This is a genomic window from Gordonia sp. SID5947 (genome assembly GCF_009862785.1).
Taxonomy (GTDB): Bacteria; Actinomycetota; Actinomycetes; order Mycobacteriales; family Mycobacteriaceae; genus Gordonia.
This window is the reverse complement of sequence record NZ_WWHU01000001.1, coordinates 2,960,756-2,982,052: the sequence shown is the minus strand read 5'-3', so window position 1 is coordinate 2,982,052 and position 21,297 is coordinate 2,960,756. Positions and strand designations below refer to the sequence as shown.

Here is a 21,297-nt window from a genome sequence, read left to right as displayed (position 1 = left end):
CCACCCGCACGACCCGGCCCACCGTCAACTCTCACCGAAAGACACACTCATGGAAGCAGTTCTCTCCGCGCACGCGGATCTCTCCTGGATGCTCGCGGCATTCGTGTTCGTCCTGCTGATGTTTCCCGGCCTGGCGCTCTACTACGGCGGCATGGTCGGAGCACGCAATGTGCTCAACATGATGACCATGGTGCTCGCGACCCTCGGCATCACCTGCGTTCTCTATGTTCTGTTCGGCTACGGGCTGGTCTCCGGGCCGTCGGTGAAGGATTGGGGGATCATCGGCAACCCGGCCGACTACATCGGATTGAGCCAGTGGATGTCCGACGACGGGTCCGGCGGCATCCAGGTGCTCTACATCGCGGCATGGTTCATCCTCTTCGCCGCGATCACCGTGGCCATCGTCGCCAGCGGTGCAGCGGGCCGCATGAAGTTCACCGCATGGCTGGTGTTCGCACCGATCTGGCTGACGCTGGTCTACTTCCCGGTGGCGCACTGGGTGTTCGCCGCCGACGGCGACGGCTACAGCGGCGGTTTCCTGTTGAACGACATCAAGATCCACGACTATGCCGGCGGTACCGCGGTGCACATGAATGCGGGTGTCGCCGCGCTCGCGCTGGCGATGGTCCTCGGTGCACGTCGTCGCCGGACGGAGCGACCACACAACGTCCCACTCGCACTGCTCGGTGGCGGCATCCTGTGGTTCGGATGGTTCGGGTTCAACGGGAGTTGCGCGGGCGGTGCCAACTTTCTCACCCAGTTCGTCATCCTCAACACGTTGCTCGCGGGTGGGGCAGGCATGATCGGCTTCTGCATCGTCGAGCGTATCCGCGAGGGGCATGTGACCTCGCTGGGCTTGATGACCGGTGCCATCGCGGGCCTCGTCGGTATCACGCCGTCGGCGAACACCATGAGTCCCGTCGGTGCGCTCGGTGTCGGCATCGTCGCGAGTGGTGTTGTCGCCCTGTGTCTGAGCTTCAAGAGCAAGTTCAAGGTCGACGACACCCTCGATGCCTTCGCGGTGCACGGCATCGGCGGCATCGTGGGCACACTCTGCATCGTCCTGTTCGCCTCGGGGTCGGCCCCGGCGGGGGTGCAGGGCATCCTGTTCGGCGGTGACATCGCGGTCCTGTGGCGCGAACTCGCCGGCATCGTCATCACCTGCACGTACTCGTTCGTCATGACCTGGTTGATAGCCAAGGGACTCAACAAGGTCATGAGACTGCGTGTCGACGAGGAGACCGAGATGACGGGCCTCGACTCGACCGTTCATGCCGAGACGGCATACGAGATCCCGGCAGCAGGGGTCGGTCACGGATCCGGGTTGACGGAGGCCATGATCGGGCGGGCAGCCTCCGCCGAGCCCGGGGACGTCGCCGGGCCACCACGAGATCTTGCGACCTCCTGACCTCCAGTGCCCCACCGGCTCCCCACCGGCTCCCCTTCTCCCGCATCGGGAGAAGGGGAGCTTTGTCGTCCCTGACCGACCTCCGGCAAGTGACACCAACCGCTCATCAGCGCGTAACAGGACCGAAACACCCAGGCGGTCTACTAGAACTAGACAAAGGTTCACAACAGTAGACATACTGATCGCATCGGCCTCACTCTGGAGACATCATCATGACCGACACACACGCTCTCGCCGACCTCTGTGCGGCCGCCGGGACGAAGTTCATCCTGGCCCTCTTCGTCGACCTCCGGGGCAAGCCATGTGCCAAACTAGTCCCGATCGAGGCAGTCGACGAACTCGCCACCGACGGAGTGGGTTTCGCGGGCTACGCCGTGGGGGCGATCGGACAGGAGCCGAAGGATCCCGATCTGGTGGCGATCCCGGACGTGTCGTCGTTTCTCCCGATCCCCTTCATCAAGGAAGGGCTCGCACTGGTTCATTGCGACCCGCATGTGCAGGGCAAGCCGTGGCCGTTCGCGCCCCGCAACATTCTCAAGACGCTGGTCGCCCAGGCCGCCGATGCCGGATTCGAGCCATGGGTCGGCGCCGAGGTCGAGTACTTCCTTCTCAAGCGTGCCGTCGACGGGTCGCTGATCACCGCGGATGCCGCCGACGATTCCGATCAACCGTGCTACGACGTTCGCGGCCTGACCCGCATGTACGACCATCTGACCGCGGTGTCGACCGCCATGAATCAACTGGGGTGGGGCAACTACGCCAATGACCACGAGGACGGGAACGGTCAGTTCGAGCAGAATTTCACGTACGCCGAGGCGCTCACCACCGCCGACCGGGTTGTCACGTTGCGATACCTGTTGTCCACCATCGCCGCCGAGCGTGGGATGGTCGCGACCTTCATGCCCAAGCCGTTCGCGGAGCGCACCGGTTCTGGGCTGCACCTTCACCTCTCGCTGACCTCGGGCGGTGCCCCGGTGTTCGCGGGGCGCCGGACGAGGACGAGCGAGGCCTCGGGTTGTCATCCACCGCGTACGGCTTTGTCGGAGGTGTGCTCGAACACGCCGCCGCCCTGCAGGCGGTGATGGCGCCAACGGTCAACTCGTACAAGAGAACCGGTGCGACGGCCACACGTTCGGGGCGTCGTGGGCGCCTCGGCGGCCGACCTATGGCGGCAACGACCGCACTCATTATGTCCGCGTGCCCGACGACCAGCGGGTGGAATTGCGCGGCGGAGACGGTTCGGCGAATCCGTACCTCGCCATCGCGGCCGCGCTCGGCGCCGGGCTCGACGGCATCAAGCGCAGTCTCGACCCGGGGGCGATCGGCACCTGCCCCGAGCATGTCGGAGCCCTGCCGCTCACCTTGCTGCATGCCGTCGACGCGCTCGACGCCGACGCCGTGATCGGCGGGGTACTGGACGCGGCCGTGCCGGATGACTGGGCCGGTGGTGATGCTCCGGTGTCCGAATACTTCTCGCGACTCAAGCGGGAGGAGTTCTTCGCCTGGCACTCCGCGGTGTCGCCGTGGGAGATCGACAACTATCTGACCGCCTTCTGACAACAGGGAGAGACAAGAAATGTGTGGAATCGTCGGGTTGCACCTGCGCAACCCCGAACTCCATCCCCGGCTGGGGGAGTTGCTCAGCGGCATGCTGGGCGAGATGCAGGATCGAGGCGCCGACTCGGCAGGCGTCGCCGTCTATGGTGACCCGACCTGGTCACCGTCCGGACACGGTTGCGTGTCGATGCTGGAGACCGGCGTCGACGACACCGCGGCCGCACGAGCGATGGTGGGTGAGGTCCTCGGCTCACCGGTGGATGCTCGGCTGGTGGACGACACACTCCTGCTGACCGCGGCGGTGAGCGCAGAGGAGGTTCTCGCGGCGGCGAGAGCGGTGTACCCGGAAGCGCTGGTCGCCGGATTCGGTGCCGATCTCACCGTGCTCAAAGGTGTCGGCGCACCCCGCGACCTCGTGCAAGCCTGGAATCTTCCCGCGGCGACGGGCTGGCAGGGCGTCGGGCACACCCGGATGGCCACCGAGTCCGCGGTGACCCCGTCGGGGGCGCACCCGTACGCCGTGGGTCCGGAGCAGTGTCTGGTCCACAACGGGTCGTTCGCGAACCACGCCACCATCCGTCGCGAATTGCGGGCGCACGGAATCGAATTCGACAGTGAGAACGACACCGAGGTGGGTGCCCGCTTCGTCGCACATCAGCTCGCGCAGGGCAAGGATGTCGAGACGGCGCTGAAGGAGGTGTGTGCCACCTTCGACGGCTTCTACACGCTGGTGGTGTCGAATCACGATTCGTTCGCGGTGGTACGCGATGCCATCGCCTGTAAGCCGGCGGTGATCGCCGAAACCGACGACTGGGTCGCGATGGCGAGCGAGTATCGCGCGCTCGCTGATCTGCCTGGCGTCGAGAATGCACGCATCTGGGAACCCGAGCCGGAGGTGGTCTACGCATGGACACGCTGAACCCCAATCATGTCTTCGATCTCGCGACCACGTCGCTGCGTGACGTCAACGCGGCACTGCATGGTGACGAGATCGCCGGCGAGATCGTCGTGGAGAACCCGTCGGGCGCCCACAGCGTCGCGGCGGGGGTCGACGCCCCGGTGAAGATCACCGTCAACGGGCATGTCGGTTACTACGCGGCCGGGATGAATCAGAAGGCCGAAGTGATCATCAACGGCAACGCCGGAACCGGTGTGGCCGAGAACATGATGAGTGGGACCGTGGTGGTCAAGGGCAACGCATCGCAGTCGGCAGGCGCCACCGCACACGGAGGTCTCCTGGTCGTCGAGGGTGACGCCGCGGCACGATGCGGGATCTCCATGAAGGGCGCCGACATCGTCATCGGCGGGAACGTCGGTCACAACAGCGCGTTCATGGCACAGGCGGGTCGGTTGGTGATCCGTGGGAATGCCGCAGACGGCCTGGGTGATTCGATCTACGAGACGCACATCTATGTCCGGGGCGACGTGGGATCGCTCGGTGCGGATTGCATCTCGAAGCCGATGCGTGCCGAGCATCTCGAAGAACTCGCCGGCCTCCTGAAGGCGGCCGGGTTCAGGGATGACGACCCCGCGGACTACACCCGCTACGGGTCGGCTCGCGAGCTGTACCACTTCCACGTCGACAACTCGTCCGCGTACTGACATCGGGTGGTCTCGATACGCCGTGTTCCGCCTTCTCGCTGATCGAGTAGGCCCCGAGCGAAGCGAGGCGCCGTATCGAGATCCACCCTCTACCACCGGAGAACACCATGACCGACAACCTGACCGTCGAACAGCGTGGCCTGCGTGAGTCCGCCACCTTCGACCGCACCACCATCGCAGCGATCCAGCGGGCCGCCGAGACCGGCATCTACGACATCCGGGGCTGGGGCGCCAAGCGGAAGCTGCCACATTTCGACGACCTGCTCTTCCTTGGCGCATCGATGTCGCGCTACCCGCTCGAGGGTTACCGCGAGAAGTGTGACACCGACGTCGTGCTGGGGAGCCGAAACGCCAAATATCCGCTGCACCTCGACATTCCGGTCACCATCGCGGGCATGAGCTTCGGTGCGCTCTCCGGTCGTGCCAAGGAGGCACTCGGCCGTGGTGCATCGGAGGTGGGGACATCGACCACCACCGGCGACGGCGGGATGACCACCGAAGAGCGAGGACAGTCCAAGAACCTCGTCTACCAGTATCTGCCGTCGCGTTACGGCATGAACCCCGACGACCTGCGCCGCGCCGACGCCATCGAGATCGTACTCGGCCAGGGCGCCAAACCTGGTGGCGGTGGAATGCTTTTGGGACAGAAGATCTCCGAACGTGTCGCTGGCATGCGCACTCTCCCCGAGGGCATCGATCAGCGCAGCGCGTCGCGTCATCCCGACTGGACGGGTCCCGACGACCTGGCGATCAAGATCAACGAGCTCCGCGAGATCACCGACTGGGAGAAGCCGATCTATGTGAAGGTCGGGGCCAGTCGCACGTACTACGACGTCAAGCTCGCGGTGCACTCCGGCGCCGACGTGGTGGTGGTCGACGGCATGCAGGGTGGGACGGCCGCCACGCAGGACGTCTTCATCGAACATGTGGGCATCCCCACCCTCGCCGCGATCCCGCAGGCCGTACAGGCGTTGCAGGAGTTGGGCGTCCATCGGACCGGTGTGGGCGGAGGCACGGGCGACGGTGGGGTACAGCTGATCGTGTCCGGTGGGATCCGCAACGGTGCCGACGTCGCGAAGGCGATGGCGCTCGGTGCCGATGCGGTCGCGATCGGCACCGCTGCCCTGATCGCGCTCGGTGACAACGATCCTCGCCATGCCGCGGAGTACGAGCAGCTGGGTTCTGCTGCCGGCTATTACGACGACTTCCAGGACGGCAGAGACCCGGCGGGTATCACCACGCAGGATCCGCAACTCGCCGCACGATTCGATCCCGTCGAGGGCGGGCGCCGGCTCGCCAACTTTCTGCGCGTGATGACGATGGAGGCCCAGACCATCGCCCGTGCATGTGGCAAGGCGCATGTCCAGCATCTGGAACCCGAAGACCTCGTTGCGATCTCGATCGAGGCGTCGGCGATGGCGAGGGTTCCGCTGGCGGGCACGAGCTGGATTCCCGGGACGGGCCTGTGACGGCCCGCGCCGCTCAGACCGCGTCGATCGTCATCATCGGCGGTGGTCTGGAAGGTGTGGCCACCGCGTGGGCGCTCGCCCAGCGCGGCATCACCGATGTCGTCGTGTGCGAACGCGACACCGTCGGTGGCGGCATGACCGGCAAGTCGTCGGGCATCGTGCGGTGCCACTACGGTGTGAGCTCTCTGGCGGCGATGGCGGCGACCGGTCTGGAAGTGTTCGAGAAGGCCGAGGAGATCTTCGGCACCGACATCGGGTTCCGGCAGACGGGCTACGTCGTCGGCGTCGGGGCGCCCAACGTGGAGAATCTGCGCAAGAGTCTCGCCGCCCAGCGTGAGGTCGGCGTGCAGACCGAGGAGATCGACCGGTCCGAGGTCGCAAAGCTCTGGCCGGCAGCCGATCTCGACCCCTTTGCCGCCTTCGGGTGGGAGGAGCGCGGCGGCTACGGCGACGCGTATCAGACGGCGCAGGCGTTCGCGGCGTCGGCGCGCGCCGGCGGTACCCGTATCCGGCAATCCACCTCGGTGGCGGGCCTGCTCATCGGCGGTGAGAAGGTCGTCGGAGTCCGGCTCACGGATGGGTCCACGATCTCCGCTGACACCGTGGTCGTCGCAACCGGCGTGTGGACGCGCCCGTTCCTGGCCGCGCACGGGATCGACGTCCCGATCGACGTGCACCGGGAACAGATCGTGATGATCCATCCGGGTGTGGAGCTCGGGGCGGTGCCGGTGTTCTCCGATCTCGTCTCACTCCAATACGTGCGGCCGGACGTGCGCGGCGAGATCCTTTTCGGCAACAGCGACCTGGCCGAACTCGAAGTCGCGGACCCCGACGGTTACCTCAACCGTGCCGACGAGGCATTTCTCGAGCTCACCGTCGACAAGGTCGGTACGCGGTTCCCGGCATTCACCGATGCGGCCATCACCAGCAGTTACGCCGGTTGCTATGACGTGACGCCGGACTGGAATCCGATCATCTCGGCCGGTCCACTCGACGGCCTGGTCATCGCGGCGGGGTTCAGCGGACACGGCTTCAAGATCTCACCGGCCGTCGGGCGTCTCGTGGCCGACATCGTCGTCGAGGGCCACAGCACCGACCCACGGGTTCCGGAGAGCGACTTCCGGTTGTCGCGGTTCGCCGAAGACGATCTGTTGCGGACCCGGTTTCCGTATGTGGGAGCGGGTGAAATGCGCTGATCGAGCGCTTTGGCTCGCGCCAATTTCACTGAGTGAAAGCACCGGGTCGACATCTGTGAGGGTGGACTCATACCGTTCTGTGCATCGCGGCAGATCACACGAGCGGAGAAGACATGAGTACAGCGACCACGACTCAGGTGGCCATCGTCGGTGGCGGCCCGGCCGGGTTGATGCTGTCGCACCTGTTGCACGTCGCCGGGATCGACAGCGTGGTGGTCGACAATCGTACGGTCGAGCAGATCGAGACGACGCACCGCGCCGGTATCCTCGAGCGCGACAGTGTTCGACTGCTCGTCGATTCCGGTGTCTCCGACCGTGTCCTCACCGACGGCCACGAGCACGAGGGGATCTCGCTGCGGTTCGGCGGGGTCAGTCACCGTATCGATTTCCAGAAACTGACCGGTGCGTCGTGCTGGCTTTACCCCCAGACCCAGGTGTTCGTCGACCTGCATCGTGCGCGCACGCGAGACGGCGGCGACATGCGTTACGGCATCACCGGCACGGAGGTGACCGGCATTCTCGACTCGCCGACGGTTTCCTACACGGATGCCGACGGCACACGGCACGAGATCTCCGCGGACCTCGTGGTCGGTGCGGACGGGTCGCGGAGCGTCTGTCGGCAACTCGTCGCCGGCGCCCATCAGTACTACCGCGAGTATCCCTTCGCATGGTTCGGGGTGATGGTGGAGGCGCCGCCGAGCGCCCCGGAACTCATCTACACACGATCGGCCCAGGGATTCGCGTTGATCAGTCAACGAACCGACACCGTGCAGCGGATGTACTTCCAGTGTGATCCCACCGAGGACCCGAACGAGTGGTCCGATGATCGGATCTGGGATCAGCTGCACAGCCGGCTGGCCGGGTCGGACGGGTTCCGGCTGAAGGATGGACCGGTCATCGAGCGGACGGTCTTGCCGTTCCGCAGCTTTGTCCAGTCGCCGATGCGGCACGGGCAGCTTCTGCTGGCCGGCGACGCCGCACACACGGTACCGCCGACCGGTGCCAAGGGGCTCAATCTCGCCCTGTCCGACGTCCGGGTGCTGGCCGAGCAGATCGAACGCGCCGTGCGCAAGGGCGACGACGATGCCCTCGACAACTACACCGACCGGGCATTGTCGCGCGTCTGGAAGGCCCAGCACTTCTCGTACTGGATGACCACGATGCTCCACAACGCCTCGGACGCTTCGGATTTCGACGAACAACGGCAACTCGGAGAGCTGCAGTCCCTGGTCTCCTCGGAGGCCGGGTCCACCTATCTCGCAGAAGGGTACACAGGATGGCCACACCATTGATCACCGGCGCCGACGATGAGTCGGAGGTGTTCGACGAGCACGGCCAGGTCTCCTCGGATGTCGCGCAGGGTACGCAACAGCAGATCAGCGATGAGATCGCGCGGATCGGTGGGGATTACGCGGGGTCGCTGTCGGACGGCGCGCGACCGGAGACCGCGACACGGCTGGACTATGCGCCCTATCGGTCGAGTTTGCTGCGCCACCCCACCAAGAGTTTCCACCACTCCGACCCGGAGGGCGTCGAACTCTGGTCGCCGGCCTTCGGTCACCGGGATGTGGACCCGTTGGAGGCCGACCTGACCATCGCGCACACGGGCGATCCGATCGGCGAGCGCCTGGTGGTGACCGGGCGAGTGCTCGACGGGAACGGGCAACCGATCCGGCGTCAGCTCGTCGAGATCTGGCAGGCGAACGCGGCCGGCCGGTACATCCACAAGCGCGACCAGCATCCCGCTCCGATCGACCCCAATTTCACCGGCGTGGGCCGCTGCCTCACCGATGACGACGGCTGGTACCGGTTCACCACCATCAAGCCGGGTCCCTACCCGTGGAAGAACCACCACAATGCCTGGCGTCCGGCGCACATCCATTTCTCGGTCTTCGGCACCGCGTTCACCCAGCGACTGGTCACCCAGATGTACTTTCCGGGTGACCCGCTCTTCGCCTTCGACCCGATCTATCAGGCGATCGTCGATCAGCAGGCCCGCGACCGTCTCGTCGCGGCTTACGACCACGATCTGACCCAGCACGAGTGGTCCACCGGATACCGTTGGGACATCGTGCTCACCGGCAGCCGCGCGACCCCGATGGAGGAGGAGCAGTGACGCTCGCACCCACACCAGGCCAGACCGTCGGCCCGTTCTTTCACTACGCGCTGCCGTTCGAGGGAGGCGCCGAACTCGTGCCTGCCGGTCACCCGGATCGGATTCGTCTGCACGGCACGGTGTTCGATGGCGCAGGCGATCCCGTGCCCGATGCCCTGATCGAGATCTGGCAGGCCGACGGCGCGGGTGTGGTGAGCCGGGAGACCGGGTCGATGCGACGGGACGGCTTCACCTTCACGGGCTTCGGTCGCGTCCAGACCGACCGGACCGGGCACTACTCCTTTGCGACGGTGGCCCCCGGGCCGACCGGCGAGGGTGCCGCGCCGTTCTTCGCGATCTGCGTCTTCGCCCGCGGGCTGCTCGACCGTCTGTTCACCCGCGCGTATCTACCCGGCAGTGCACGCACTCTGGCGTCGGACGCGCTGCTCAACTCGGTGCCAGATACTCGGCGGTCGACCCTGATCGCCACGGCGGAAGACGGCGAGTATCGATTCGACATCCACCTGCAGGGCGAGGACGAGACCGTGTTCCTCGCCCACGGCGGTCGATGAGCGGTGGCGGATCTGCTCTGGCCAGGCGATCACCATGCCGGTGAGATCCTCACCGACGCAGCGATTCTCGATGCCATGCTGCAGGTCGAGTCGGCGTGGTCGACCGCCCTGGTGAAGTCCGGTATCGCACCGCCGGATGCCGAGGTGGCCGTCGGCGCCTTGCGTGACCTGATCACCGATGATGACATCGAGCAGATCGCTGTGGAAGCGGAGTCGGGTGGCAACCCGGTGATCCCGCTGATCCGGAGGCTGCGCGATCGCTTCGGCGCCTCGCCCGCGGCCACCTGGCTACACCGCGGTCTGACCAGTCAAGACGTCGTCGACACGGCGCTGATGCTCTGCGTCGCTGATGCTTTCGTGGAGATCGGGACCGAGATCGATCGTCAGATCGAGGTGCTGGTCGAAGAGATCGCCGATCATCGTGACACTCGCATGGTCGCGCGCACGCTCACCCAGCACGCGGTCCCGATGACGTTCGGGCTCAAAGCCGCGATGTGGTTGCGGGGCGTCCTCGACTCCCGGGACCTACTCTCCGGACTGACCTATCCTGCTCAGATCGGCGGCGCGGCCGGTACCTCTGCGGCGGTCGTCGAACTCGCCGGAGTCGGGGCGGACGCCGGCCGCATCGCGACCGACACGGCGTCTGCCGCCGCAGCGGAACTCGGGTTGACGGCAACCACCCCATGGCACTCGGTTCGCACGGCGATCACCCGCATCGGTGACGCCGCCGTCGGCTGCACCGACGCCTGGGGCCATATCGCCAACGACGTGATGACGTTGTCGCGTCCGGAGATCGGCGAGCTGTCCGAAGGTGCGGGCGGCTCGTCGTCGACGATGCCGCACAAAGCCAATCCGGTGTTGTCCGTGCTGATACGCCGTGCGGCGCTCGCCGCCCCCGCTCTGGGGTCCACACTGCACCTGGCTGCGGCGGACGCGCTGGAGGAACGAACATCGGGGGCGTGGCACGTCGAGTGGGACACGCTGCGATCCCTGGTGCGCCGGACGCTCGTCGCGGCCCGGCAGACCACCCGGCTGCTCGCCGAACTCCGCGTGCACGACGATCGGATGGCCGCAGATCTGGCGGATGCCGGTGACGCCGTCACCTCCGAGCAGTCATCCATGGCGAACGTCGCCGGACATCCGCCCGGTGATGACTATATGGGCGCCGCAAGCCACTTCATCGATACACAACTCGAACGCGCGCGTACCGCGTCACCGACAGGAGAAGGCAGATGAGTCGATACGACGACGGTATGGCAGTGCGACGCGAGGTGCTCGGCGACGTGCACGTGGACCGGGCCACCGACGCGATCACCGACCTCACCCGTGACTTCCAGGAACTGATCACCGAGTACGCGTGGGGCAGCATCTGGACCCGCCCGGGACTGGACCGTCGCAGCCGCTCGATGATCACGCTGACCGCTCTGATCGCCCGGGGCCACCACGAGGAACTGGCCATGCACCTGCGGGCCGCGCTGCGCAACGGCCTCACCCGCGACGAGATCAAAGAGGTCCTGTTGCAGTCGGCGATCTATTGCGGTGTGCCGGATGCGAATACCGCGTTCCGCATTGCCAATGGTGTGTTCGCGGAAATCGATACAGCGGAGACTGACGCGGCGGAATGACGCCGCGTCAGTCGTGCTCGGCCTCTGTGCGTCGTCTGATTGCGTTCTCGTTCCGGTGCGGCCGTTGGCGAGACAGGCGCGCCCACGTTGCGTCGAGGCCATCGATCCGATCAGGTCGTTGGTCTGAAAGGTGACCGGCCCCGCGGGCCGGTCCGGCATCACACATCAACGATTTCGCTGACGCCAATCCACGACACCCCATCGACAAGATCGATCGACGCATGTCGTCGGTCGACACGTGTGCGTCGGCCGGTAGTTACACTCGGTTCCACTGAGTGGAAGATCGGGTGGTGGAAGATCGGGTGGTGGAAGATCGGGTGATGGTGATGGCCGGCAACACGGGCACTCCGGGGCAGTCGGTCGCGGCACGCCTGCTCGCCGTGCTGGGGGCATTCGACCGATCCCACCGCGCCCTCACGCTCACCGAGATCGCCGATCGGGCACAGCTGCCGTTGCCGACGGTGCACCGACTGGTCCGGGAACTGGAGACCTGGGGAGCCCTCACCCGCCGAGCCGACAGCCGCTTCGTCGTCGGCCGACGGCTGTGGGACCTTGGTCTGCTCGCGCCGATCCAATCCGGCATCCGTGAGGTCGCGGCGCCGTTCCTGCAGGACCTGTATGCCGCAACCTTCGCGACGGTCCATCTCGCGGTCCGCGACGGGATCCAGGTGTTGTATCTCGATCGGCTGTCGGGACGCGCATCGGTCCCGGTCGTCAGTCGTGTCGGCAGCCGCCTGCCGCTGCATTCGACCGGTGTCGGGAAGGTGCTGCTCGCGCATGCTCCCGACGACATCCGCCGAGCCGCGATGGCCGACCTGCGGCCGATGACCCGCCACACCATCGTCGCGCCGGGCGTGCTCGACCGGCAACTTCGGCAGATACGGCAGCAGGGGTATGCGACCACCACCGAGGAGATGACCCTCGGCGCGTGTTCGATCGCGGTCCCGGTGCGCAACGGTGACGAGGTGGTGGCCGCCCTCGGTGTGGTGGTCCCGTCGCTGGGGCGCAATCGGGCCTCTCTGGTGGCCGCGGCCCAGGTGGCGGCCCAAGGTGTGGGACGCACGCTGTACGGGGTGGTGCCGACCGGGACAGGACCCGTCGACGGCCGCACGTGAGCACGGCGGGCTGAGCGGGCGGGCTGAAGGTGGGTCTACGCCTCGTCTCTGCCGTCGAGGGTGCCGAGGAACTTCTCGATCCGCGGCCAGGTGTGCGCGGCGGCATCGCTGCCCGCGATCAGCCCGAGGTGGCTGGTCTCGACAGTGGTGAAGTGGACCTCCGGTGAATCGGCGAAGATCTCCACGCCGTGCCGCGCGGCGGCCCAGCTGACGATTGCGTCGCGATGGCTGCCGAACAACTGGATCGGCACTCGCACGGAGGTGAGGTCCACCTGTCTGTCGACGAAATCAAGCACGCCACAGGCGATTTCATCTCTATAGACCAGATTCTCCCACATCTGTTCGGCGAGCTTCCCCGGATAGCCGGGCAGTGCCTCCTGGAACCAGTCGATCACCTGCATCCGGGCCAAGGCCTCGGTGTTGTCGGCGTTGCGCAGGATGTAGCCGGGCTTCTTGATCTCCCGTTCCCATGCGGTCGCCCGATAGGCAACGCGTACCAGCGGGGCCGGGATACCGCCCATCGCCTTCAGCGCGTAGGTGACGGGTGACGGTCCGATCGGCCGGACGATGCGCTTCACCAGCGGATAGGGCTGCACCAGAGAGTAATTCAGCGGAGTGCCGATGGCGGTGATCGATCGCACCGGCAACTCGGGGTGAGCCCCGGCGGTCAGGAATGCGACTGTCCCACCGAGGCTCCAGGCCGCCAGATCGATCTGACCGGCCCCTGCCGCGAAGTCGGCGATCACGTGCGCGATGGTCTCGGGAACGATGTCGTCGAAGAAATCCGCGAAGCCGAGATGTCGGTCGGCATAGCCCATCTCGCCGAAATCGACGACGTAGGGGATGCGTCCGGTCGACAACAGGAAGGCCACCGACGACATGTCCGGCGCCAGATCGTAACAGCGGGCCGGGACGGCCAACGGCGGCACGAGAAGCACCGGTGTGCGGCCGGCCGATCGAGCTGCGGCGAGGTCCGCGTCGGACCCGTATCGCACGAGCCGACGATGCGGTCCGTCGGTGAGGAGAGTGTGCGGTGTCGGTCGGTCGTCGACCACCCGCTCGCCGCGGGTCAGCCGGTACAGAGTGCGGACGCCGTCAAACATGTGCGAATATCCTCCGAGTGGTCACGTCGTGCGATGGTACGACGGGTTCGCAGCGTGACCGTCGGCACACTCATGGAGGTCGGGAACGGCGTTTCTGTCCGGGCTCGCGGCCCTGATCTCACGCTACTGATCTCACGGCCCTGGTCCCGGCGGCGATGCGAGATCATTCACCGGCGGCCGCGAGGATCGCCCGCGTGTAGGCCTCCGACCGATCCGACCCGATGATGCCCGGTGCCATCTTGTTCATCACGTACGAGACCGTCATCCGCTGGAGAGGGAACATCATCGTCATCGAACCGCCCCAACCGCCCCAGAAGCAGATCCGATCGTCGGGGAGGTAGGGCAACGTCGCGGGCTCCGGCAACCCGAAACCGATTCCCCACCGCAGCGGGACACCGAGGACGAGATCTGGGCCACGTGCCTGTTCGTCGAAGATGTGGTCGATGGTCTTGTCCGACAGCAGATGTGGCCCGTCAACCGCACCGCCGCGCGATATCGCCGACATCACGCGTACCAGGGCGCGCGCGTTGGTGTGACCGTTGAGGGCGCCCATGTCCGCGCGGCGCCACGGGATGGTGTTCGCTGCGCTCGCCTGGGCAGCGGGACCGGTGAACGTCTTGAACATCGGCGAATCGGTGGGCAAGGACGCGAAATCGATCGCCAGCGGGGGCGGGGGGATGATCTCGGCGATCCGGTCGTCGTCGGCGGCGCTCGCGCCGATCTGGAGGTCTGCCCCGAGTGGCCCGGCGATCTCGTCGGCCACGAACTGCTTGAGATGTCTGCCGGTCACCCGTCGCACGATCTCGCCGAGGAGGTGACCGTAGTTCTGTGCGTGATAGCCCGATGCCGTTCCGGGTTCCCACCATGGTGCCTGCCGGGCGAGGTGGTCGACCGCCGTGTCCCAGTCGTACATGTCGGTGACGGCGAAGGGGGTCTCCCACCCCGAGACACCCGAGGTGTGCGCCATGAGGTGGCGAACCTCGATGGACTCCTTGCCGTTCTGGGCGAACTCCGGCCAATAGGTGGCGACCGGGGCGTGCAGGTCGACCAGACCGCGCTCCACCAACACGAGGATCGAGAGGGCGGTGATCTCCTTGGTGGTCGACCACACGTTCACGATCGTGTCGCGCTCCCACGGCAGACTCTGGGCGGCATCGCGGTGACCACCCCAGAGGTCGACGACGACGTCGCCGTCGATGTCGACCGCGATGGCGGCCCCGACTTCCTCCCCGGCGGCGAACTGGGCCGCGAGCTCGTCGCGGACCCGTTCGAATCGTGCATCGGTGTGGCCGTGGATCTCGACGGTATCGGCCATGGTGGCCTCCTCTCCGGTGCTGACGGGTCCGCACACCTGCGCTGACTGTAGATCCGGGGGTCGGGTCCGCGGTGGCAGATGACGAGACCGGGCGCCCGGCGGGAACAGGTCCGGTAACGTCCCGACCAAGCATTTGTTTGGTGGTCCGGTAGCCGGGCACGAGGAGGGCGCTGATGATCGACGTGGACCGCTATGGGCCGTGGGCCGTGATCGCCGGTGGGTCCGAGGGAGTCGGTGCGGGATTCGCGCGCCTGCTCGCCGATGCCGGCGTCAACCTCGTCCTCATCGCGCGCAAGGCCGGGCCGCTCGAGGACACCGCGACACAGATGCGGAGGCGCGGAGTCGAGGTCCGCACCCTCGCGCTCGATCTGACCGATCCGTCGTCGATCGAGCAGATCGGTTCGGCCACAGACGACATCGACGTCGGGTTGCTGATCTACAACGCGGGTGCCAACAGCTACGGCCGGAGCTTTCTCGACGGCGAGCTCGACGGCTTCCGTACGGTTCTGGAGCTCAACATCACCAGCCAGTTGGCTCTGGTGCATCGGTTCGGCCTGCGGATGCGGAGTGCCGGGCGCGGCGGCATCATCCTGGTGGGATCGATGAGCGGCTATCTCGGCTCACGTGAGCAGAGCATCTACGGCGGCGTGAAGGCATTCGGGCGGATCTTTGCCGAATCGCTGTGGCTGGAACTCCGCGACCACGGGGTCGACGTCCTGGAGCTGGTGCTCGGCGTGACCCGCACGCCGGCGATGGAACGTGCCGGACTGAACTTCGACATCCCGGGCATGCGGGTGGCCGAACCCGACGACGTCGCCGCCGAGGGGCTGGCGCATCTGACCGACGGTCCGGTGTGGATCGCCGGCGGCAATGCGCGAGGTGTGGAGGCGCGCAACGGGATGGATCGCGCCGCCCTGGTGTCGGGTGCCGACGAGGCGATGCGGCGGATGCTCCCGCGCGATCGGTCCGGACGCTGATGCGGCTCGGCATCAACAGTCCCATCGTCACGCAGTTCCCGGGTGCCCACGCGCAGTGGGAGGCCGACGCAGGCATCGGCGATCTCGCGAGGATCGCCGCCACGGCAGACCGCCTCGGATTCGATCACCTCACGTGCAGCGAGCACGTGGCAGTTCCGGTCACGGTGGCCGACGAACGCGGTGGTACATACTGGGACCCACTGGCCACCTTCGGCTTTCTGGCCGCCAGGACCGAACGGATCCGGATGGCGACGCAGGTACTGGTGCTGGGATACCACCATCCGTTGGAGATCGCCAAGCGGTACGGGACCCTGGACGCGATCAGTGGCGGGCGGCTCGTCCTGGGCGTCGGGGTCGGCTCGCTCGAGCAGGAATTCGAGTTGCTCGGTGCGTCATTCGGCGACCGGGGGGCCCGCGCCGACGACGCATTACGCGCACTGCGGGTCGCCTTGTCGTCGGAGCGGCCGGAATACCATGGCCCACACTACGATTTCGCGGACGTCGTGGTCCGGCCGGCGGCCTCTGCGCCGCGGGTACCGATATGGGTCGGCGGACGAACCGTTCGGTCGTTGCGACGTGCGATGGAACTCGCCGACGGTTGGGTGCCGTTCGGACTCGGCCGCCGGCGCTTGTGTGAGATGCTCGGCGAAGTCGACTTGCCGGATGGTTTCGACGTGGTGCTGGCGGCGGGCACGATCGACCCGACGGCCGACCCGGAGGCAACTCGCGACGCCGTCGGACGAACCGCCGAGGCGGGTGCGACGATCGTGGACGTCACGATCTCGGCATCGTCGGCCGATCATTACCTCGATCAGCTCGCAGCGACAGCCGAGCTGTTCGGTACGAGATGAGCTGTCCGTACGTGGATTCGAGCGACAGGTTGGAGAGCGCCGTGGACGACCGGCTGGCAGCACTCGAGGCGCGTGTGCGTCGACTCGAGGATCGAGAGGAGATCGCACAGTTGATCGCGTCGTACGGTCCGCTGGTCGACGACGGGGACGCCGAGAACGTCGCGCGACTCTGGGAGGAACAAGGCACCTATGACGTCGACGGCCTGTCCATGACGGGGCGCGCGGACATCGCCACCATGGTGCGCTCGCGTCCGCATCAAGGTCTCATCGCCGAGGGATGCGCCCATCTCCTCGGGCCGGTGCACGTCCGCGTCGACGGCGACAGCGCTGTGGCGGTGTGTCATTCGTTGCTGGTCCGCCACCGCGAAGCGGGCTTCGTGGTTCACCGCGCGACCGCCAATCATTTCACCCTCGATCGGACCGTCGGTGGCTGGAAGATCGGCCGCCGGACGAGTCGGGTGCTCGACGGGCAGGAGAGCGCTCACCTGCTGTTGGGCGACGGAGTCCGGGGCGGGGATCGATGACATCCGTCGGTGGCGACCCGGCCATGCAGTTCACCTCCCAAGAGCGTCTCGACGACGACTGTCTGGAGCGCGAGTTCACCGTGGGTGAGATCCCCGGCATCCTGTGGACGCCGGCATCCTCGCCTGCTCCGCTGATCCTGCTCGGCCATCCGGGAGGCCTGGACAAGATGTATCCCCGGCTCCTGGGACGAGCCCGGCAGTCCGCGGCGAACGGCTTCGCCACGGCCACCATCGAACTGCCCGGAAGCGGCGAGCGGCCCCGATCGTCCGATGCCGACGAGGCCCGTGGCGATCTGCGGCGGGCGCTGGCGGCCGGCGAACCGGTCGACGAGATCGTCGACCGCTTGATCCTGCCGCTGGTCGACAAGGCGGTACCGGAATGGCAGGCCGCCCTGGACGAACTCCTGTCATTGCCCGACGTCGGCGGCCCGGTCGGGTATTCCGGCGGGTTGATCGCGATCGGAGTCCGTCTGGCGACGGTCGAGCCGCGCATCGTGGCGGCCGGCCTGTTCGCCGGCAGTTTCGTGCCCCGCGTGATGTTCGACGAAGCGCGTCGGGTCACGATTCCGCTGCACGTGCTGTTGCAGTGGGACGACGAAGGAAACGACCGGCAACTCGCACTGGATCTGTTCGATGCCTTCGGTTCTCAGGAGAAGACACTGCAGGCCAACATGGGTGGGCACACCGGCGTCCCGCCCTTCGCGGGGGATGATGCGGCCAGGTTCTTCGTGCGGCACCTGGCCTGAGACCGAGCCGCCCGGCCGGCGACTTTCGTCTGCCGGCCGGGCGGAGTTCCGGGTGTTCGGTCGCTACAGGCCCAGATCGCGACCGATGATGTCCTTCATGATCTCGGTGGTGCCACCGAAGATCGTCTGGATGCGAGAGTCGGTGTAGGCGCGGGCAACCCGGTACTCGTTCATGTATCCGTAGCCACCGTGCAGCTGCACGCACTGGTCGATGACCTTCTTGCCGAGTTCGGTGCACCACCACTTGGCCTTCGAGGCATCGACGGCAGTGAGCTCGCCGTCGACCACCGCACGCAGGCAGCGATCGAGGTACTGCTCGGCGATGTCGAGCTCGGTGGACTGCTCGGCGAGCACGAACCGGTTGTGCTGGAAGGTGCCGATCGGCTTGCCGAAGGCCTTGCGGTCCTTGACGTACTGCAGGGTCTCCTCGTGGACGGCGCGCGCTCCGGAGATCGCTCCGATCGCGATGGAGAGGCGCTCGGACGGCAGGTTGTGCATCAGGTGGTAGAAGCCCTTGTTCTCTTCACCGAGCAGGTTCTCCCGTGGCACCCGTACATCGTTGAAGTGGAGCTCCGCGGTGTCGGCCGCCTTGAGGCCCATCTTTTCGAGCTTGCGGCCACGCTCGAATCCCTCCATGCCCCGCTCGACGACGAGCAGGGAGAAGGCCTTGTGGCCCGCCTCGGGATCCGGATTGGTGCGGCAGACCACCACGACGAGGTCGGAGTTGATGCCGGCCGAGATGAACGTCTTGTTGCCGTTGAGGATGTAGTGATCACCGTCGAGCTTTGCCGAGGTCTTGATGCCTGCGAGGTCGCTGCCGGCGCCGGGCTCGGTCATCGCGACGGCGAGAATCGTCTCACCGGTGGCCATTCCGGGCATCCACCGCTTGCGCTGTTCCTCGTTTGCGAGGTTGAGGAAGTAGGGGACCAGGACGTCGTTCTGCAGGCTCAGTCCCGGGGCGGCAGCGCCGAACCGCGCGAACTCCTCCACCACGACCGCGTTGAAACGGAAGTCGTCGGAGACGCCACCGCCGCCGTACTCCTCCGGGATGTTGAAGCCGAGCAGCCCGGCCTCGCCGGCCTTCAGGTACGACTCGCGGTCGACCTGACCGGCGGCCTCCCACTTCTCGACGTTCGGGGCGCATTCGCGGGCGATGAACTCGCGCGCGGTCTCTCGCAGTTGCTCGTGCTCGGGCTCGAAGGCGGTGCGTTTCATGGTATTACCTCAACTCCTCGGTGTCGTTCGGGTGATGGTCAGACGTTGGTGGTCGGGCCGGCGCCGACGGCGCGCAGCGAGGTCGCGGCGTAGGAGGCCGCCACCTGGGCGGGCGAGCGGGCACCGGAGGGGTGGTACCAGGTGGTCACCTCCTGGCATGCGCCGAGCAGGTAGCGGAGCAACTCGCGGGCGTCTCCGTCGACGTGGAAGTCGCACGAAGCGATGCCACGTCGCAGGATGTCGTCGAGGAGATCCTCCACCTCCGTACGCATCCCCACATAATGCTGACGGTGTGGATTGTCATGATCCAGATATCGGAGTTCGCGAGCGACACTGGCCAATTCGAGGTCCGCCGTCATGTGCAACACGATCGCCTCGATCGCGTTCGACAGCTGCTCGGTCGGCGTGGTGGCGTCGGCGATCGCCGCGCGGACGCGGCCCAGCACCGAGTTCATACCCGCCTCGAGAAGCGCGACCAGGATGCCCTGCTTGTTCTCGTGGTGGTAGTACAGCGTCGGCAGCGAGACGCCGGCTCGAGCCGCGATGTCGCGGATCGAGGTGCCATGGAAGCCGCGATCGTGAAAGGCGTCCTTCGCCGCCGACAAGGTGACGGGGAGAGGGGTCGGCTCGATCTGTCGCCAATCCCCCGGTGTGGCCCCGACCGTGGTGGCAGGCGCCGGTTCAGACACGTTCGATGATCGTGGCATTCGCCATGCCGGCGCCTTCGCACATCGTCTGCAGACCGTAGCGGCCGCCGGTCGCCTCCAGATGATTCACCAGAGTGCTGAGCAGGCGGGTGCCCGACGATCCGAGCGCATGTCCGAGAGCGATCGCACCGCCGCGCGGGTTCAGCTTGGCCGGGTCCGCGCCGAACTCGTGGGCCCAGGCGAGCGGCACCGACGCGAAGGCCTCGTTGACCTCGTACGCGTCGAGGTCGTCGATCGAGAGACCGGATCGTTCGAGGATCTTGCGCGTCGCCGGGATGGGTGCGGTCAGCATGAATACCGGATCGTCACCCGCGAGGGAGAACGAATGGAAACGGGCTCGCGGGGTCAGGCCGAGCTTGGAAGCCATCGTGTCGCTCATGATGAGGGCGGCGGATGCGCCGTCGGTCAGCGGCGACGAGTTGCCCGGTGTGATGTGCCAGTTGATCTCCGGGAAACGCTGCGCGTACTGCTCCGAGTAGAACGACGGCTTGAGACCGGACAGCTTCTCGGCCGTGGTGGAGGCGCGAACGGTCTCGTCGACGGTGTGGGTACTCGTCGCTCCGTCGGCATTCGCGACGTCGATGGGAATGATCTCCCGGTCGAAGAATCCGTCGGCCGCCGCCTGTGCCGCGCGGGTGTGCGACTCGGCGGCGAAGGCGTCGAGGGTGTCCCTGTCGAACTTCCATTTGGCCGCGACGAGTTCGGCGGAGATGCCCTGTCCGACGAGACCGTCGGGGTATCGGGCCGCGATGCTGGGGCCGTATGGGTTCTGCCCTGCGACGGTGAACCCCATCGGCACCCGGCTCATCGACTCCACGCCTGCCGCGATGACCACGTCGTAGGCGCCCGCGATGACGCCCTGGGCGGCGAAATGGGCGGCCTGCTGGCTGGAACCACACTGGCGGTCGACGGTGGTGGCCGGCACCGACTCGGGGAAGCCAGCCGACAACAGGGCCGTGCGGGAGATGTTCAACGCCTGCTCGCCCGCCTGCCCGACGCAGCCGCCGATCACGTCGTCGACCAGTGCAGGGTCGATGTCGTTGCGCTCGACCAGGGTGCGCAAGACGTGGGCGAGCAGTTCCACTGGCTGGGTCTCGGAGAGCGCGCCGCCCGGCTTGCCCTTTCCGGAGGCGAGGCGGACGACGTCGACGATGACGGCTTCAGGCATGAGGGTTCCTCCCGATCTAACGCTCGTTCTACGTGTCTAGCATGGCGGAGCC

Annotated in this window: 20 protein-coding genes and 1 pseudogene; 16 read left to right on the top strand and 5 right to left on the bottom strand. The window is 66.6% G+C overall.

What is annotated here, in order from left to right; translation table 11 throughout:
• Positions 1-49 precede the first annotated feature (49 nt).
• The 12 genes and pseudogenes from GTV32_RS13760 to GTV32_RS13705 all read left to right on the top strand — a co-directional run bounded on the left by GTV32_RS13760 (position 50) and on the right by GTV32_RS13705 (position 12,639).
• Positions 50-1,408 carry an ammonium transporter gene (locus GTV32_RS13760; protein WP_161060795.1) on the top strand — a complete coding sequence of 453 codons (1,359 nt, stop codon included), beginning with the start codon at positions 50-52 and terminating at the stop codon, positions 1,406-1,408.
• 212 nt (positions 1,409-1,620) lie between these two features.
• Positions 1,621-2,965 (top strand): annotated as a pseudogene (glnT, locus tag GTV32_RS13755) (type III glutamate--ammonia ligase).
• 19 nt (positions 2,966-2,984) lie between these two features.
• The gene (locus GTV32_RS13750) at positions 2,985-3,884 is read left to right on the top strand and encodes a glutamine amidotransferase (RefSeq protein WP_161060794.1); all 900 of its coding nucleotides are present in this window, start codon (positions 2,985-2,987) and stop codon (positions 3,882-3,884) included.
• On the top strand, positions 3,872-4,567 hold the full coding sequence (locus GTV32_RS13745; protein ID WP_161060793.1) for a protein glxC: 696 nt from the start codon (positions 3,872-3,874) through the stop codon (positions 4,565-4,567). Before GTV32_RS13750 ends, GTV32_RS13745 begins: the two co-directional genes overlap by 13 nt.
• A gap of 107 nt (positions 4,568-4,674) precedes the next feature.
• Positions 4,675-6,036, top strand: a complete 1,362-nt coding sequence (locus GTV32_RS13740; RefSeq protein ID WP_161060792.1) for an FMN-binding glutamate synthase family protein — start codon at positions 4,675-4,677, stop codon at positions 6,034-6,036.
• On the top strand, positions 6,033-7,232 hold the full coding sequence (locus GTV32_RS13735; RefSeq protein WP_202422910.1) for an FAD-binding oxidoreductase: 1,200 nt from the start codon (positions 6,033-6,035) through the stop codon (positions 7,230-7,232). Before GTV32_RS13740 ends, GTV32_RS13735 begins: the two co-directional genes overlap by 4 nt.
• Before the next feature lie 113 nt (positions 7,233-7,345).
• Positions 7,346-8,524, top strand: coding sequence for a 4-hydroxybenzoate 3-monooxygenase (locus GTV32_RS13730; RefSeq protein ID WP_161060790.1), 1,179 nt, complete (start codon positions 7,346-7,348; stop codon positions 8,522-8,524).
• On the top strand, positions 8,509-9,348 hold the full coding sequence (pcaH, locus tag GTV32_RS13725; protein WP_161060789.1) for a protocatechuate 3,4-dioxygenase subunit beta: 840 nt from the start codon (positions 8,509-8,511) through the stop codon (positions 9,346-9,348). Before GTV32_RS13730 ends, pcaH begins: the two co-directional genes overlap by 16 nt.
• Positions 9,345-9,899 (top strand): protocatechuate 3,4-dioxygenase subunit alpha, encoded by a 555-nt coding sequence (gene pcaG / locus GTV32_RS13720; protein WP_161060788.1) that lies wholly within the window; start codon positions 9,345-9,347, stop codon positions 9,897-9,899. Before pcaH ends, pcaG begins: the two co-directional genes overlap by 4 nt.
• A 3-nt stretch (positions 9,900-9,902) precedes the next feature.
• Positions 9,903-11,135 carry a lyase family protein gene (locus GTV32_RS13715; protein ID WP_161060787.1) on the top strand — a complete coding sequence of 411 codons (1,233 nt, stop codon included), beginning with the start codon at positions 9,903-9,905 and terminating at the stop codon, positions 11,133-11,135.
• Positions 11,132-11,524, top strand: coding sequence for a 4-carboxymuconolactone decarboxylase (gene pcaC / locus GTV32_RS13710; RefSeq protein ID WP_161060786.1), 393 nt, complete (start codon positions 11,132-11,134; stop codon positions 11,522-11,524). Before GTV32_RS13715 ends, pcaC begins: the two co-directional genes overlap by 4 nt.
• 326 nt (positions 11,525-11,850) lie before the next feature.
• Positions 11,851-12,639: an IclR family transcriptional regulator gene (locus GTV32_RS13705; protein ID WP_161062527.1), complete on the top strand. Its 789-nt coding sequence runs from the start codon at positions 11,851-11,853 to the stop codon at positions 12,637-12,639.
• Between the two features lie 35 nt (positions 12,640-12,674).
• Here the strand turns inward: GTV32_RS13705 and GTV32_RS13700 are convergent, their stop codons facing one another.
• Positions 12,675-13,742, bottom strand: a complete 1,068-nt coding sequence (locus tag GTV32_RS13700) for an alpha/beta fold hydrolase (RefSeq protein WP_161060785.1) — start codon at positions 13,740-13,742, stop codon at positions 12,675-12,677.
• Positions 13,743-13,905: 163 nt separating this feature from the next.
• Positions 13,906-15,057, bottom strand: coding sequence for a serine hydrolase domain-containing protein (locus tag GTV32_RS13695; RefSeq protein WP_161060784.1), 1,152 nt, complete (start codon positions 15,055-15,057; stop codon positions 13,906-13,908).
• 173 nt (positions 15,058-15,230) lie between these two features.
• Between GTV32_RS13695 and GTV32_RS13690 the strand changes: the two genes are divergently transcribed.
• Genes GTV32_RS13690 through GTV32_RS13675 form a run of 4 tightly spaced genes read left to right on the top strand, consistent with a single transcriptional unit; the run spans position 15,231 to position 18,155 of the window.
• Positions 15,231-16,034 carry an SDR family NAD(P)-dependent oxidoreductase gene (locus GTV32_RS13690; protein WP_161060783.1) on the top strand — a complete coding sequence of 268 codons (804 nt, stop codon included), beginning with the start codon at positions 15,231-15,233 and terminating at the stop codon, positions 16,032-16,034.
• Complete coding sequence (locus GTV32_RS13685; protein ID WP_161060782.1) at positions 16,034-16,885, top strand: LLM class F420-dependent oxidoreductase; 852 nt, start codon at positions 16,034-16,036, stop codon at positions 16,883-16,885. Before GTV32_RS13690 ends, GTV32_RS13685 begins: the two co-directional genes overlap by 1 nt.
• An 11-nt stretch (positions 16,886-16,896) precedes the next feature.
• Positions 16,897-17,409, top strand: a complete 513-nt coding sequence (locus GTV32_RS13680; protein WP_343287324.1) for a nuclear transport factor 2 family protein — start codon at positions 16,897-16,899, stop codon at positions 17,407-17,409.
• 23 nt (positions 17,410-17,432) lie between these two features.
• Positions 17,433-18,155 (top strand): alpha/beta hydrolase, encoded by a 723-nt coding sequence (locus tag GTV32_RS13675; RefSeq protein ID WP_161062526.1) that lies wholly within the window; start codon positions 17,433-17,435, stop codon positions 18,153-18,155.
• Positions 18,156-18,218: 63 nt separating this feature from the next.
• Here the strand turns inward: GTV32_RS13675 and GTV32_RS13670 are convergent, their stop codons facing one another.
• The 3 genes from GTV32_RS13670 to GTV32_RS13660 are packed head-to-tail and all read right to left on the bottom strand — an operon-like array spanning position 18,219 to position 21,245.
• Positions 18,219-19,370, bottom strand: coding sequence for an acyl-CoA dehydrogenase family protein (locus GTV32_RS13670; RefSeq protein WP_161060780.1), 1,152 nt, complete (start codon positions 19,368-19,370; stop codon positions 18,219-18,221).
• A gap of 38 nt (positions 19,371-19,408) precedes the next feature.
• Entirely contained in the window at positions 19,409-20,059 is a 651-nt protein-coding gene (locus GTV32_RS13665) for a TetR/AcrR family transcriptional regulator (protein ID WP_343287323.1), read from the bottom strand.
• Entirely contained in the window at positions 20,052-21,245 is a 1,194-nt protein-coding gene (locus GTV32_RS13660; RefSeq protein ID WP_161060778.1) for a thiolase family protein, read from the bottom strand. The genes GTV32_RS13665 and GTV32_RS13660 overlap by 8 nt, the downstream gene beginning before the upstream one ends.
• Between the last annotated feature and the right edge of the window lie 52 nt (positions 21,246-21,297).